Annotated in this window: 15 protein-coding genes and 1 pseudogene; 4 read left to right on the top strand and 12 right to left on the bottom strand. The window is 58.4% G+C overall.

The features are described 5' to 3' along the window. Positions 1 to 545 precede the first annotated feature (545 nt). The 5 genes from AC1D2N_RS02435 to AC1D2N_RS02415 all read right to left on the bottom strand — a co-directional run bounded on the left by AC1D2N_RS02435 (position 546) and on the right by AC1D2N_RS02415 (position 5,959). Complete coding sequence (locus tag AC1D2N_RS02435) at positions 546 to 740, bottom strand: hypothetical protein (protein ID WP_003577126.1); 195 nt, start codon at positions 738 to 740, stop codon at positions 546 to 548. 490 nt (positions 741 to 1,230) lie between these two features. Next, complete coding sequence (locus tag AC1D2N_RS02430; protein ID WP_130729296.1) at positions 1,231 to 1,542, bottom strand: hypothetical protein; 312 nt, start codon at positions 1,540 to 1,542, stop codon at positions 1,231 to 1,233. Between the two features lie 326 nt (positions 1,543 to 1,868). Then, on the bottom strand, positions 1,869 to 3,287 hold the full coding sequence (locus AC1D2N_RS02425; protein WP_130717275.1) for a coiled-coil domain-containing protein: 1,419 nt from the start codon (positions 3,285 to 3,287) through the stop codon (positions 1,869 to 1,871). Between the two features lie 11 nt (positions 3,288 to 3,298). Then, on the bottom strand, positions 3,299 to 4,732 hold the full coding sequence (locus AC1D2N_RS02420) for a DUF6384 family protein (RefSeq protein WP_130729297.1): 1,434 nt from the start codon (positions 4,730 to 4,732) through the stop codon (positions 3,299 to 3,301). Positions 4,733 to 4,744: 12 nt separating this feature from the next. Then, a complete protein-coding gene (locus AC1D2N_RS02415; protein WP_130717279.1) occupies positions 4,745 to 5,959 on the bottom strand; it encodes a hypothetical protein in 1,215 nt (404 codons plus the stop codon). 425 nt (positions 5,960 to 6,384) lie between these two features. Between AC1D2N_RS02415 and AC1D2N_RS02410 the strand changes: the two are divergent. Both AC1D2N_RS02410 and AC1D2N_RS02405 read left to right on the top strand, forming a co-directional pair. After that, positions 6,385 to 6,900 (top strand): annotated as a pseudogene (locus AC1D2N_RS02410) (contractile injection system protein, VgrG/Pvc8 family); the annotation flags it as partial. Between the two features lie 590 nt (positions 6,901 to 7,490). Then, the gene (locus AC1D2N_RS02405; RefSeq protein WP_130729298.1) at positions 7,491 to 7,685 is read left to right on the top strand and encodes a hypothetical protein; all 195 of its coding nucleotides are present in this window, start codon (positions 7,491 to 7,493) and stop codon (positions 7,683 to 7,685) included. Positions 7,686 to 7,788: 103 nt separating this feature from the next. On the opposite strand, the gene AC1D2N_RS02400 is transcribed toward AC1D2N_RS02405, so the two are convergent. Continuing rightward, the gene (locus AC1D2N_RS02400) at positions 7,789 to 7,989 is read right to left on the bottom strand and encodes a hypothetical protein (RefSeq protein WP_028732885.1); all 201 of its coding nucleotides are present in this window, start codon (positions 7,987 to 7,989) and stop codon (positions 7,789 to 7,791) included. 253 nt (positions 7,990 to 8,242) lie between these two features. On the opposite strand from AC1D2N_RS02400, the gene AC1D2N_RS02395 reads away from it, so the two are divergent. Then, positions 8,243 to 8,389 (top strand): hypothetical protein, encoded by a 147-nt coding sequence (locus AC1D2N_RS02395; RefSeq protein ID WP_164902606.1) that lies wholly within the window; start codon positions 8,243 to 8,245, stop codon positions 8,387 to 8,389. 166 nt (positions 8,390 to 8,555) lie between these two features. Here AC1D2N_RS02395 and AC1D2N_RS02390 read toward each other — a convergent pair whose 3' ends face one another. Both AC1D2N_RS02390 and AC1D2N_RS02385 read right to left on the bottom strand, forming a co-directional pair. Further along, positions 8,556 to 9,107, bottom strand: a complete 552-nt coding sequence (locus AC1D2N_RS02390) for a hypothetical protein (RefSeq protein ID WP_115157198.1) — start codon at positions 9,105 to 9,107, stop codon at positions 8,556 to 8,558. Positions 9,108 to 9,301: 194 nt separating this feature from the next. Further along, positions 9,302 to 9,748, bottom strand: a complete 447-nt coding sequence (locus AC1D2N_RS02385; RefSeq protein ID WP_130729299.1) for a GNAT family N-acetyltransferase — start codon at positions 9,746 to 9,748, stop codon at positions 9,302 to 9,304. Positions 9,749 to 9,945: 197 nt separating this feature from the next. Here AC1D2N_RS02385 and AC1D2N_RS02380 point away from each other — a divergent pair, with 197 nt between their 5' ends. Next, entirely contained in the window at positions 9,946 to 10,686 is a 741-nt protein-coding gene (locus AC1D2N_RS02380; RefSeq protein ID WP_018242956.1) for an SIMPL domain-containing protein, read from the top strand. 325 nt (positions 10,687 to 11,011) lie between these two features. Here AC1D2N_RS02380 and AC1D2N_RS02375 read toward each other — a convergent pair whose 3' ends face one another. From AC1D2N_RS02375 to AC1D2N_RS02360, 4 genes are all read right to left on the bottom strand, one after another. Further along, complete coding sequence (locus tag AC1D2N_RS02375; protein WP_018446610.1) at positions 11,012 to 11,392, bottom strand: hypothetical protein; 381 nt, start codon at positions 11,390 to 11,392, stop codon at positions 11,012 to 11,014. A 177-nt stretch (positions 11,393 to 11,569) separates the two neighbouring features. Next, positions 11,570 to 11,875 carry a hypothetical protein gene (locus tag AC1D2N_RS02370; RefSeq protein ID WP_065276138.1) on the bottom strand — a complete coding sequence of 102 codons (306 nt, stop codon included), beginning with the start codon at positions 11,873 to 11,875 and terminating at the stop codon, positions 11,570 to 11,572. A 126-nt stretch (positions 11,876 to 12,001) separates the two neighbouring features. Further along, a complete protein-coding gene (locus AC1D2N_RS02365; RefSeq protein WP_065276139.1) occupies positions 12,002 to 12,424 on the bottom strand; it encodes a secondary thiamine-phosphate synthase enzyme YjbQ in 423 nt (140 codons plus the stop codon). Between the two features lie 105 nt (positions 12,425 to 12,529). After that, positions 12,530 to 12,883, bottom strand: coding sequence for a DUF1428 domain-containing protein (locus AC1D2N_RS02360; RefSeq protein WP_065276140.1), 354 nt, complete (start codon positions 12,881 to 12,883; stop codon positions 12,530 to 12,532). Between the last annotated feature and the right edge of the window lie 28 nt (positions 12,884 to 12,911).

Raw genomic sequence — 12,911 nt, 5'->3', positions numbered from 1 at the left:
TGAGCGGTGTTTTCAAACCCTTAGTGAGCCGCTGGATTGGTCACTCCTGCACGACGCTGAGCTGCTTTTGCCTTGGAATGCCTGACTGCCGTTCGAGCGCCGGTTCTAACCGCCCCGTCCTGCGGCGGCTAGGCGGGATTCCACTCGCGGAGTTCCAGCGGAGTGTCGTTGCGGAGGGCATTATGTTGAATTGCGAGGACTGCCGTCGGCTCGCCTTGAAATATGGCGACAAGCTTGAAGTTCGTGAGTAGGAAGCAAGAGCCCTGAGCACTGGCCGATCAGCTTTCTGGGCCCAAGGAACCTCAATCGGACATCAACACGACAACCGGCCTCGGAGCCACGAGAGAATTCAGTTCGATGATGGTGTTCGGGAGTTTCATGGTTGAGACGTAGGGCATTGAACCGCCTCGGCTGATGGTCTTTCGTCCACTATTCTTCACCTTTGAGTTCTCGTAATCGGGCAGCGTTGTGAAGCAGATGGGGATTGCGTTCATGCGGCCTCCGATGACGGACGCCGCATGGGGTAGAAAAATATCTCCTGCCATTCAGTGCGAGGTGATCGCACGACCGCTGGACGCGAGATGCTCTGTAATGGCGCGCCGGATTTCGGTAACCGTGTCGAAGAGCCTGTTGTCCAAGTCGATGACATTGAAGCGGACAGCGATGAATTTGAGGCGGTTTTCGACAGGGACCGCGATCCCGACTTCCTGACCGTTGAATACGACAGCTTGCTTTTGCATAACAAACCTCGGGCGCGCCACACGGGAGCACCATCTTAGAAAAGTGGAACAAAGGGTTTACGACGCGTCAGATTGCCGTCGTAGTTCGGTATCGGATCGAGACGAGATCACGCACTGGATGCACCATTGCGAAGAAACGAAGTCGGGCAAACAACGTCATCATCCTCCTCAAGCGAGGTCAAACGACCGCTGAGTATCGCCGGCGAGGGGCCGGTTATTTCGGAACTATTCTGTAAAAAACGTAGTCGAGAAACTTCGAGTAAGCAACTGATTTTTGTTATTAATTAGCGTTTTGAATCGTATGACAATTACCGCAGGTGCGAAGTAACAAATGATGTACGTTCGTCCGAGCCATCGTCGAAAGCCCGTCAACGGCTTTACTCGGCGATGTTGCAGATCGCCACTGAGCGCAGGTGCCAGGTCGGCTGGGCCAAAGAGTCCGATTCCGCTCCCACGTAGTTTCCGAACGGGCGCGATATCCATGATGACTTCAGAAGTACCTGATCACCGTATAACCAGCGATATATCCGAGTGGGAACATTGCCGCTACAATGTAGCCAGGTCGATAGTTCGACGTCATGGCAATGACGCTGGTTACTAGCCCGGCTGCAATTCCAGCCGCGAGGACAGCTGGAAGGGCATCCGCCGCGAACGCGCCTGGGCCATCCCCTGATACTATGGAAAAGAAATAGACAACAATCATTGCGACGGTTGCCGCCATAAGCGTCCACCCCTGTCGCCAGAACGCAAGCGCGACGAAGCCGACGATGTACGGCAAAACAAAAAGGATAAAGAACAACATACCCTACCAACTTGCTATTTCGGAGAATAAGACCCTCGCGCTGGGGTGCCAGCAGAGCGGCGCGAACAACGATGACCGCGTTCGGCCGCCAGGAAACATTAACCCGTCGCCTTTCAGGAGCGGCCATTTTGGTCGCTCGCGAAGCGCCGATCATTCGGCTGATTTTCCGGACCAGAAGGAGGCGGCCGATGTCCAAAGTATTCGAGGTTTTAAAACGGCTCGATTACGCGAACGTCCACTATTTCATCGGGAGATATCGTACTGAGAGGATAGACGACATGCTCCCGCCTGCCAAATGGAAGGTGACTTTCATCGCCCACTGCCAATCAATCTCCACCGAACCCGCCGGTCGTCGTGTGGGACGAGCTGCCACCGAACGAACTGGTGGTCGACGAATCGTCGAAGCCGCCAAAGCCACCGGAGGAACTGGAGGACGAGCTGCCACCAAAGCCACCACCGAAATCGCCCGACGATGGTGTCGGACGCGGTCGAGGCGGGTCGCGGTGCGCATCGTTCAGCTGCCCAATGACGCTCGCGTCCGTCATCATGTCGCGAAGGAAGGCGTCCGCGAGCGTGCCAACGTTAACACCGCTGAACGTATGACCAGTCGCGTGCCAGTTATTGTGGTCGATCTCACTTTCGATGCGGCGCAGACCTTCAAGCTTGCTCTCGCACGAAGAGAGATTGCGCTTCTCGTCGTCGATCTGGCTGTCGCGGGTTGCGACCTCAGAGGCGATTGCCTGGATGCGTGAAACCGTCGCGTCGTCTTCGGTTGAAGGCGTCTGCTCGGCCATCGCACGCATCTTCGACTGGAAATCCGGCTTTGCCAGCAAGTCTGCAAAATTCGAGATGATCGACTTCAGGTCGGCGTCCTCAGCGAGTGCGGCGTCGGCCAGGAACTGATTGATCGTAGCAAGTGCATCGGCGTGGCTCTTACCGCTGTCGATTGCCTGCTGCCGCTGTTCCTTCAGAGTTTCCAGCTCATCGCGCTTCGGCTTGGTGACGTCGAAATATTCTGCTTCCAGTACATCATACTGGGCCTGCAGTTTCTCATGCTCCGGCTTGCGAGCCGCAATGCGATCTTCGATCATACCCGGCCGGGCAACGAGGAAATCGTAGTCGGCAGCCTGAACGACATAGTTGAAGCTGTTGGCAAGCCGACGATCAAGCATCCGCGTGATCGGAAGGAGACCTCCCTTGTAATCCGGCGTGCCGAACTTGCGCTTATGCAGGTAGACGAACAGTTCGTCCTTTTCGAACGCAAGGCGCTTTTCAGCCAACTCTTCGTTGGCAGCCTGTAGCGCACGATTCATGTCGCCATGAGCCTGCGAGGCGGCCGCCAGATCAACATAGATCGGCTTGACCCGCTCGTCAGCCATGAAGCGCTCACGGATCGCGGCTTCTTCGCTTTCAATTTCGGCGGTGAGGGCATTGATCTTCTCGTCAAAGATCGCGACCTGCTTCTTCGAGACACTGATCAGCCGGGTCCGTTCGCCGACCTCTTCCTTCTTGGAGGCCACCTTGGCTTTCCGCTCGTCAAGCGCACGCTCGACGGTAGCCGGGAGGGCGACACCTGCGGAAACGTGGAATGCCGCCAACTTTTTGAAGAGCCCAGACTGCTCGCGAAGTAGCTTGTCGACTTCGCCCTGCAAGCCGAGAATTTTCTCGGAAATGTTGCGACGGTCACGCTCGACATCGTCACGGATGCTGCTGAACTGGCGGTAAACGTCATATCCTGAGATCATGGTCGATCTCCCTACCAGTGCGTGATCGTCTGATTGTCGATGGCGTCAAGGGTCCAGTTCACATCGAGCGAGCCCTTGGGTTTCGTTCCGGCACGGTCGTCGTCGATGATCTTGTCATCGGAGTAATCGTCCAGAACTTTGGTGTATTGGCGCTTGGAAACCCGAATACCCCAGTAGGGAACCGTCTCAGCAATGCCGTCCTCCTTGTTACCAACTTCGACTGGAACGGGCTTTCCGCCGACAAGTGCTTCGACAACAAGATACCAGCGGGTGCCATCCCGCTCGACACCGGCTCGCACGCCACGACGATTGACGATCCTAATCTTGGCTTCGTTCTGAACGTAGGTGACGAGGTTCTTGTATGACGTCATAGCCTGACGCATCTGCTGACCGTCGCCATCCTCGGCCGCTTCCGTGATCAACGAAAGTCGACGGGTCAGCGTGGTACGAGCGCCATCGTCGAGAGGGTTGCCCGAATTAACATAACGAGACAGGGACACGTCCGCATCAGCAACGAAGTTCGCCGCTTCACCAGTAAGCTGCTTTTGCGCCTGGACCTGTCGAAGATGACTTTCAATCACCCCGATAGCCGCGATAGCTTGCTGCGCACCTTCGACATTCTTCGCAGCAATCGCGCCGAGACCTTCGGTATTGCGGCTTTCGATGTCGGTGACAGCCTGATTGTCGGAGACCGCCACAGCAAGTGCCTTGGCCGAAGTGTAGGCGGCCTGAAGTTGGCTTGGCTGAATCGCAAGCTTGGCTGCCACCTGCTGTACCCGTTGTTCCTTCCAACGCATCGACGTTTCGATAGTGCCAATTTGACGGATTGCCGTTTCAGCACCCGCAACGTTGCGAGCGGTGATGGCAGCCAGCGCCTCTGTATTTCGGCTATCGATGTCAGCCTTGGCCTGAACATCCGACACGCGGTCTGCGGCGACGGTTGCCGACGACACTGCCGCCTTCAATTCGGCTGGGAGCCGAACGGTGAGCGCAGTTTCAAGCTCGCGAGCCGCCGCTTCCTTTGCCGCCGCTTCGCGGGCGATGGCCGCCTCACGCGGTTTGATCACGAACTGATCGTAGCCAACGTTGTACGCTACCGTACCGACCACCAGGACAGCCGCCGCAATGGCCGTATTGCGGAGATACCGGCCGCGACGCACGTAAGCCGTCGCCGCGAGCCGGTTAGCCCCGGATTTCATCGGCGTGAACGTGAAACGCCGCTCTTCATATTGCTCCACGGCAGATTCGATGACGTCATCTTTGACGACGACGCCCTCCTTGGCCTTCTGCTCCTTGAGGCGCTGGATGAGGGCCTTCCGGCGTTCACCGGCCCCCAACTCAAAGTCAACCACCCGGTCGCTGGCTCGAATATCGTCGATGATGTTGGAAACACCCAACATGTCGCCGAAGGAAGGGCTCGCGCCCGATGCTGACGAAGCTGCCATGGATATTACCCGTTACGCTGCGATTTTGTTCGCCGTTGCCGCATAGCGACGCTTGACGTCCTCGACCGACGTGCGAATTTCGTCCGCGTTCTGACTAGCTTCCGCGCGGCTCTGTTCGATGAGCTTGGCGTTTTCTTCGTCTTCGACGAGAAGGGCTTCGGCCAGCGTCTTGACGACATCAGCGTCGATGGTCTTTCCGTAGCCACTCCTGATTGCCTTGGCGTTCACCTCGCCGGAAACATCCGCGAGATCGGAAAGCGACTTATTGATGCCGCCGGTCATGGAGTCCAGGGCATTGGTCCCCTCGGCCAGACCGATGGTGGCGTTGTAGTTCGCCTTCAGCGAAGCAAGCGTCGAACGGTTGGCGGCATAGAAGCTGACAGAGCGCTTATAGATGCGGTCCTTGAGCTTGCTGGTGCCTTCCAGCTTCTTCATGGTAACTTCTGTGATGTTATAGGCGATCATCAGGTTGTCGGCGAGGTCCTTGCCGATATCAAACTGACCTTCGGCCTTTGACCGAGCGTCGTTGGCGCTGTCGCGAGCGATCTGCAGACTGACCTTGGTCGCCTCATCAGCAGCCTGGGCATCATCAACAGCCTTCTGCGCAGTTTCCGCCTTTTCCTTGGCCGCGTTCCAGGTCGCTTCCAGGTTCGCCTTGATCGCGAGCGCCGCGACCTGCGACTGGCCGAGTGCGCCACGGAACAGCTGGTAGGCTTCGAGAATTTCCTTTTCACCCTTCAGCTGGGCAGCAAGAGTCGTCGTGACCTGCTCGAAACGATCTTCGATCTTTGAGAAACGGTCGGCGATGTCGCCCTGGGTCGCTTCCTTGAAGAAGCCGGTGATCTTGCCCCAGATGGATTCATTGCCATCGGCTGCATCAAGCACAGCTTTTTTGGCGTCGGCGCGGATGGAGTCGAAGGCTGCCGTGATTTCCTTATAGTCGTCGCCGACGGCGATGCCGGAAATCTTCTGGACGACCAGGTCGTCGAAAGCCTCCTGCTCAGACAGCGTGCGTGCGATGAAATAGGCAAGGTCCGGATCCGCGTCCTTGATCTCTTCGATGATCGACACGATAGCCTGCGGCTTGCGAACGTCACCACGCAGACCGAGCGACTTCACAATGTCGATAGCCTGCTGCAGCTTTTCGCCGCCTTCCTTCAGAACCGTGGCAACGGCCGTGCTTGCAGTCGCCACGATGGCGTTCCCTTGCGCGGTCAGATCGGTCATGCTGTCCTCCTTCTCCGTGGACGAAATCTCGTCTTGGTGAATATCTAATGCAACAATAACTTGTTCGCAATTACCGGTTTCCCGTGCTTGATATCGCCACGGCGCCGACGTCGCCAAACAAGCGACCTCCCGTTGTCTGATAGGGTCTGATCAGCTCTGCAGCTTGCTCGATGATGTAGTTGTTATTCATGTGGGCAGGTTAGCATCCTCAATCATTTCACTAGGTATCGATGATATCTTTCGTGTGCGGCTAGTAAGCAGCTCCAACTTGATCTGCCGTCGGGTCTCAATCGACTCCACACGCTTTCCGAGTGCCGGGGTTGACAGACCCTCAGAGGCTCCTCCTTTCCCAGAAGTTGCGCCGATATTGATGATTATATAACCTTAGATTGAGCGTATCTCAGGGATTTCATTCGGAGAACGTTATGAACGACCTCTTTTTGTCTTCCGATTTCATCCAAGCAAATCGCGTTATAACGCTTACGTCACCGTTGGGTGACGACCAGCTCCTACCGGAGAGGATGTCGGTCGAGGAAGGGGTAAATCAACTTTTCGAGATAAAGCTCGTCGTTCGTGCCAAACGTGAAGTGGTGAAGCCGGAAGAGCTGATTGGCAACCTGGTGACCGTCGACGTCGAGATCGCCGAAGGCCTTCGACGGCCCTTCAACGGCCTCGTTACAAGGCTCTCAGAAGGTCCGCCAGTAACGCGGGGCCTACGGTCCTATACGCTGACCATACGCCCGCAGATGTGGCTGCTCTCGCGCCGTTCAGATTGCCGCATCGGGATGGACAAGACTGCAATCGAAGTGTTGCAAGCGCTTTTCTCTGAGCATGGCCTGCCCTCGCCCGATGTTTACAGTGTTTCAGCCACACCACCGCAGCACTACTCAGTCCAGTGGAATGAGACCGACCTGGACTACGTGCTTCGCCGTTTCGAAGAGAGATCCGCCGCCTTCTCGGCCTTCCAAACTGCAGGATCGTATATGCCGACGCTATTGGCATCTTGCCTGTCGTTCACACTTTCGAAGCCCGCACTCCGCGCTTCGTATTCGAACAGAACGCCGCCGATCAAGATCGAGGCGGTTAGGACAAGAAAGGCGATCCAGCACGCTTCAATTTGGACGTCCTTCGGCTCGGCACGAACAGAGACGTGAGCAGTTCCAGCCCATGTAAATGGTGGCAAACCAACCTAGAAAGGCAAATGCCGTGCTCATTCAATTTCTCATCAAGCCGAAGGCACCGCCCTCAATGTCTAGCTCCTTCGCATTGATGCCGATTCCCGCGTAGACCAAATAGCGAAATCGACCGGGTGAATGGGACCCCTTTGAACAGACTGCGGCTCCCCATATCGTTGTCCAAACAACGACATCTGTGAGCGTGGCCGAGACAACCTTGATCGTGGCAGCGAGCGCTGGCTAAGGGGTTTTCACGCAATAACAAAATCTTGATCGACAACGACAGTTATCAGGACGCCTCATCGGCCCTACTTGCCAGGATTATACGGACACTTTGGCCAGTAAGGGGTGGGGAGATGCTTCAAAATCGCAAACTATCGGCAGCCATGGCAGCCGTCTTCGTCATTGCCCTATCGGCGTCGTCGTGTACCACGAGCTCAAACGACTCGGTGCAGACGGGTTCGGTCGGCTATACCGCTCAGAGCGCAGACTTTGCCCTTCGGCCTGCCTGCCGCGATGGTTTCGGCAACGATCGTCCGTGCAGCTATTAGCGCTGGAAAATGAGAAGTCTGATTGCCGCGACTGTTCGTCTGTGGGGATGGCCAGTATCACACGACTTCGTCCGGCGGCTTCATGCCCGATCAACGCACATTTCTAATAGCTACAAGAGCGGCCATCGCTCGGCCTGAACCCACCCCCGCACGCCGGATTAAGCGGCTGACGCTCATAATAACCGCCATAACCGCCGCCGATCGACGACGTCTGGTCGAGGCTTCCGGATGAAGTGCAAGCCGAAATGATCGTGGCAAGACTGATCAGCGTTCCGGTCGCGATAAATGCGAAAAATCGGTTCATCTGAGCTTCTCCTCGGAGGGGCACGGCTTTAGCCGAAGTTTGCAATCTACCACGCCATCACGAGGGTATGCGAGGACTTATAGGGGTTGAGCGGCCTCGGCGGCCCCTTCTAACGCCAATGTGATCGTTTTTCAGCCCCACTGCCTCAAGCCATGCACTGTCGCATAACTGTCATGTAAAATTGCCCATTGTGATAGCAGCTTGCGCAAAATATATGCTGCCAGCTAACAAAAAAAAGAATGAGTAAACTGCCATGAGTGCCATACACAAACTTTTCCACCGCAATCTCCTGACCCGCTTCGTTGCCGGTCTCGGCGCGGTTCCCCAGCGTATTCGCGACGCACGCGAAGAGCGCAAGCCCGCCATCCATCCGTCCTTCATGGACGATTTCGGCGCCTGAAGCGCGTAGCGAACTTTTAAGTTCGCTTACCGCGCTTTCGCCTTTGGTTTCGCGCATCTGTTTATCGCGAAACCGCTCCACACATTTGCGCGACATGCTTTGGCCATCCAAGGCATCCGCTCGCCGCCGGGTAAGGTAGTGACCTCATCCCGGCTGGCGCGCATCCTCAGTTGACTACGGGTGCGGCCGGTTCGCCCCAGCTGGAGATAGGCTGGCCGGCCTTGGTCGCCACCCTGACGTCATAGAGCGCGAGCGAAGCCTGGAGCTGCCGCATATCGTTGCAGCGGTTGATGATGCCGCCGATATACTGCACGCAGTCGCTGGCACTGCCCTGTACCGAGCCGGTGGCCCAATCCTTGACGATTCCGTCGGCGCCCACCAGGAAATAGGAAAGCCGGTTGTTCTGCGAAATCGTGGAACTGCCGACCAGGCCGGCGAAATTCGTCCCGGTCTCGGTCTGGGCGCCGGGCGCCATATGCCGGTAGATCGTCATGCCGCTCTTCAATGGCGTCGCGCCGATCATCGGCCCGAAGGTTGCGTCGGAGCCTGAAAGCCGCGCCATTGGCGACTGGCCAAGATTGGCGACCTCCGCATAGGGCTTGCCCAGCGCATAGCTGGTGTAAGAGCGGTTGGCAGCATTCTCCGCCTTTTCCGCCACTTGAGAGCACCCCGCCAGACCGATGGCGAGGCTGATCGAAAGAATTGCCATGAAGCGCATGCTGCCCCCTTGCCGGCCACAGTAGCGCGGCCGCCGTTTGTTCCTTAACCCGCCTCATTTGCTATCAGGTTTGCAGGATTTGGGAAGCGGTCGCGCCAGAGCAGCATTGTTTGCTACAGCTTTACCGGCGTGCCGTGTGAGTCCCCTCTGCCCAGGCCCGGGCAGAGGGGAGCGGCCACAGCCGGCGGTCATGATCAAGCCACGGCGGCAAATTCCTTGCGGAACCAGATCCGGTCAACGGGCCGGCCTCCCGCACGCCCGCTGATCCTGCCGAATTCGACATATCCGAGCTTCGGGTAAAAATCCGGGGCCTGGGTCGAGAGCGTGTCGACGCAGGCGGCGACCGCGGCGCGGCGACGCCCTTCTTCTTCGGCCGCCGCCATCAATTTCGTGCCGATGCCGCCCAGCCTCAGCGATTTTGCGACCCACAGATTACCGATGAAAAGAACCGAGAAGGAAACGGACGCCGTTATTCCGGCGATGAGCCCTCCGTTCTCTCGCCAAACGATGGCAAAAGCCTCGCGTCTGATCTCAGCGCTCTCGTTGAAGGCGTTCAGGCCGTCGGAAATCGCGGTGGCGATCTCGGACGGGACGGGATCCAGCGTTTCGAACATTGCTTCCTCATTGTCGATGGTCGCCATATGATAGCGAGCCGTCGGTTCCGGTCCAGCCGTTTCGGCTCTTGAGGGTCGGCGGACGTCCTGCAGGTTCAGGCTCCGATACAGGCATCCCTGACATTTTTTTCTCGCTGCACATGCGCCTGTCTTTTCCGCCGTAATAGCTTCACAATCAACCGACAGAAAGCTCTTCCGGGAAACGACAACCAAGGAATGAAAACATGGCGCCGATCTATACCAGAACAGTCCTGATGACCGCCCTTTTGGCGCTGCCGCTGGCCGCCGCAGCGCCCGCCTTCGCGCAGGAGATGAAGCCGCGCGAGCCGGTGATTTCGGTGACCGGCGATGGCGAATCGTCCGTCGCTCCCGATATGGCCATCGTCAATTTCGCCGTCGTCAAACAGGCGAAAACCGCCCGCGAAGCGCTCGACGAGAACAACAAGGCGATGAACGACGTGCTTGCCGCGCTGAAGAGCGGCGGCATCGCCGAGCGCGACCTCCAGACCTCCGGCTTTTCCATCCAGCCGCAATACAATTATCCGCAGCCGGTCGACGGCCAGCAGCAGCAGCCGCAGCTGATCGGCTACCAGACCATCAATTCGGTCACCGTCCGGCTGCGCGATCTCGCCAAGCTCGGCGCGGTGATCGACCAGTCCGTCAGCCTCGGCATCAACCAGGGCGGCGACATCCAGTTCACCAACGACAAGCCGGATGCCGCCATCGAAGAGGCGCGCAAGGATGCCGTCGCCGAAGCCGTCAAAAAGGCGAAGACGCTGAGCGAAGCCGCCGGCGTCAAGCTCGGCCGCATCATCGAGATCAACGAGAATGTGCCGCGCGCTATGCCGCAGCCGGTCTATCGCGCCACGATGATGAAGGAAGCCTCCGACGCTGCCGTTCCCGTCCAGAGCGGCGAGAACAATTACAATGTCAGCGTCACCGTGACCTTCGCCATCGAGCAGTAAAATGAAAGCGCCGCGCGTCTTTTCAGGCGCACGGCGCTCAAACTGCTGTCAAAGTCTACCGACTTCCTGCTGATTGAGACACGCAACATCTCGGCTCTGGAGATCGGCGAGACCAGCCCCTCATCCGGCTGCCGCCACCAGCCGGATGAGGGGCAGCCATTGGCGCCAACCGGACAGCCGTGGCACAAGACCCAAGATGATGCCGGAGGAAAGAGCGCAGTCAAACTGAGCGCACAAAGAAAACCGCCCTTGCCGATCCGGGGAGACTGGCAAAGGCGGTTGTGGCCGCCGCATCGGGGAGACGAGGCGGTATTCGACCTTGATATCAGCGGCGCAGAGCGGGGCAACCGCGCACATTGCCGAAGCTCATCTCATCGGGGCCGCGACGGGTCCAACCTTGGACGATCACGCGGCGCGGCGTGATGTCGACGACCCGGGCGCGGCGGAAGCCGTAATCGCGAGCGAGGTTTTCGGCGAGCTGCGGATTGCAGCCGCGCGACGGGCGGCCATAGCCCGGAAGCGGACGGTCATAACCCGGAGGCGGACGGTCATAACCCGGAGGCGGACGGCGATAGTCCTGCGGCGGACCCCGGTCCGGCTCGCCAATAATGATATTCAACTGGGCGGCGGCAGGCGCCACCGTGCCGGCCAGGGTACCGGCTGTCAGCATGACGGCAAGACCCGCCTTTGCCAGAAACTGCATCATCGAAAAACCTTTCGTTTGAAAGTCGGGCCGGTCAAGCCGCCCTCCCCATTCGTCCGCATTACGCCGAAGCGTCATTTGGGAATCACTCATACAGGTCAGAGAAGAGACGGCTGAAAGTGTCAGCGTCAAGGCAAAAACGGGGCGGCAAGCACCACATGGGCGCTTGCCGCGGAGTCCTCAGCGCCGGATCAGCGGGCAGCCGCGGACATTCGCGAAGGTAATCCTGTCCCAGCCGCGACGTTCGCGCCCCGCGACGACAACGACCCGCGGCGACATGCGGGTGATGCGGGCGTCCCGCAGGCCGAAATCACGCGCCTTGCGCACCGCATGCATCGGCGAGCAGCCGCGTATCGGACGATGGTATTGCGCCTCAACGTCAAAGCTCGTCTGCGGCCCTGCGGCGGCGGCCGTGGAAACTGTGGCCGGAATGGTGCAGAGGGCGAGCAAAGCGGCAAGCGAAGCCTTAGTCAGGAAATGCGTCATGGGGTGTCTCCGTCGATTGGTATTACCTAAGCTCTCCCTTCAGGGATTGTCTCGACAGTAACCGCCGCAAACTGAACGCTGTTCGAACCGGGCATTCAGTTTGCATTCACAAGAATGAATCCGGTTTCAGGTGCTGAGATGCAGCACGATTTCGCGCCGGTGCGGCCGGTCGCGATGTTCGTAGAGATAGATACCCTGCCAGGTGCCAAGCATCAGCCGCCCCCTGGCGACGGGAATGCCGATCGAGACCTGCGTCAGCGCCGCCTTGATATGCGCCGGCATGTCGTCCGGCCCCTCGGCCCGATGCACGACCCAGCCCATCGAGGGATCGGAGGCCGGCGGCACGAGGCGACGGAAGAAGGAGAGAAGATCGGTGCGCACGTCGGGATCGGCATTTTCCTGGATCAGCAGCGAACAGGAAGTGTGGCGCACGAAGACGGTGAGAAGCCCCTCCTCCCGCCCTGATGCGTTGACGAAAGCGCTCGCCTGGTCGGTGAATTCGTAAAGGCCCTGTCCGCGTGTGGACAAGGTGAGGATCGTCTGAGGCAAGGCGCTCTCCCGTCTTGGAATGACATCTCCCGGGAGTTGGCGCGCCGTGACGGCCAAGTCAATGCTTGCCTCACGCAAGTCTACACGCGCCCTGGCAAGGCGGCATCAGAGCTTGAGTATCATCTCGAAGCCGCCATAGATCATCCGCTTGCCGTCGAACGGCATCTGCCATTGGTCGCCCTTGAGTCTCGGATCGTCCATCACCTTGGCATTGATATCGTCGCGCTCCTGCCGGGACCGGTAGACGATCCAGGAAAACACCACCACCTCGTCCTCCTTGGCCTGCACGGCGCGGGGAAAGGAGGTCAGCTCGCCATAGGGCACGTCGTCGCCGATGCATTCGACATATTCGAGCGCGCCATATTCCTTCCAGATCGAGCCGGCGAAGGTCGAGAATTCTTTGTAAGCATCGACATTCTCCTTCGGCACCGCCACGATGAAACCGTCGACATAGGACATTGCGCTTCTCCTCCACCTGCCCTCGTTA

The sequence above is a fragment of the Rhizobium sp. P1_B8 genome, from assembly GCF_056406515.1.
Note: the sequence above shows the minus strand (reverse complement) of the source record. Positions and strands in the feature narration are given on the sequence as shown.

Excerpts from the sequence above, each read along its gene's own strand:
- AC1D2N_RS02435 (WP_003577126.1), bottom strand. The coding sequence starts at position 740 with ATGCAAAAGCAAGCTGTCGTATTCAACGGTCAGGAAGTCGGGATCGCG.
- AC1D2N_RS02430 (WP_130729296.1), bottom strand. The coding sequence starts at position 1,542 with ATGTTGTTCTTTATCCTTTTTGTTTTGCCGTACATCGTCGGCTTCGTC.
- AC1D2N_RS02425 (WP_130717275.1), bottom strand. The coding sequence starts at position 3,287 with ATGATCTCAGGATATGACGTTTACCGCCAGTTCAGCAGCATCCGTGAC.
- AC1D2N_RS02420 (WP_130729297.1), bottom strand. The coding sequence starts at position 4,732 with ATGGCAGCTTCGTCAGCATCGGGCGCGAGCCCTTCCTTCGGCGACATG.
- AC1D2N_RS02415 (WP_130717279.1), bottom strand. The coding sequence starts at position 5,959 with ATGACCGATCTGACCGCGCAAGGGAACGCCATCGTGGCGACTGCAAGC.
- AC1D2N_RS02405 (WP_130729298.1), top strand. The coding sequence starts at position 7,491 with ATGCTTCAAAATCGCAAACTATCGGCAGCCATGGCAGCCGTCTTCGTC.
- AC1D2N_RS02400 (WP_028732885.1), bottom strand. The coding sequence starts at position 7,989 with ATGAACCGATTTTTCGCATTTATCGCGACCGGAACGCTGATCAGTCTT.
- AC1D2N_RS02395 (WP_164902606.1), top strand. The coding sequence starts at position 8,243 with ATGAGTGCCATACACAAACTTTTCCACCGCAATCTCCTGACCCGCTTC.
- AC1D2N_RS02390 (WP_115157198.1), bottom strand. The coding sequence starts at position 9,107 with ATGCGCTTCATGGCAATTCTTTCGATCAGCCTCGCCATCGGTCTGGCG.
- AC1D2N_RS02385 (WP_130729299.1), bottom strand. The coding sequence starts at position 9,748 with ATGGCGACCATCGACAATGAGGAAGCAATGTTCGAAACGCTGGATCCC.
- AC1D2N_RS02380 (WP_018242956.1), top strand. The coding sequence starts at position 9,946 with ATGGCGCCGATCTATACCAGAACAGTCCTGATGACCGCCCTTTTGGCG.
- AC1D2N_RS02375 (WP_018446610.1), bottom strand. The coding sequence starts at position 11,392 with ATGATGCAGTTTCTGGCAAAGGCGGGTCTTGCCGTCATGCTGACAGCC.
- AC1D2N_RS02370 (WP_065276138.1), bottom strand. The coding sequence starts at position 11,875 with ATGACGCATTTCCTGACTAAGGCTTCGCTTGCCGCTTTGCTCGCCCTC.
- AC1D2N_RS02360 (WP_065276140.1), bottom strand. The coding sequence starts at position 12,883 with ATGTCCTATGTCGACGGTTTCATCGTGGCGGTGCCGAAGGAGAATGTC.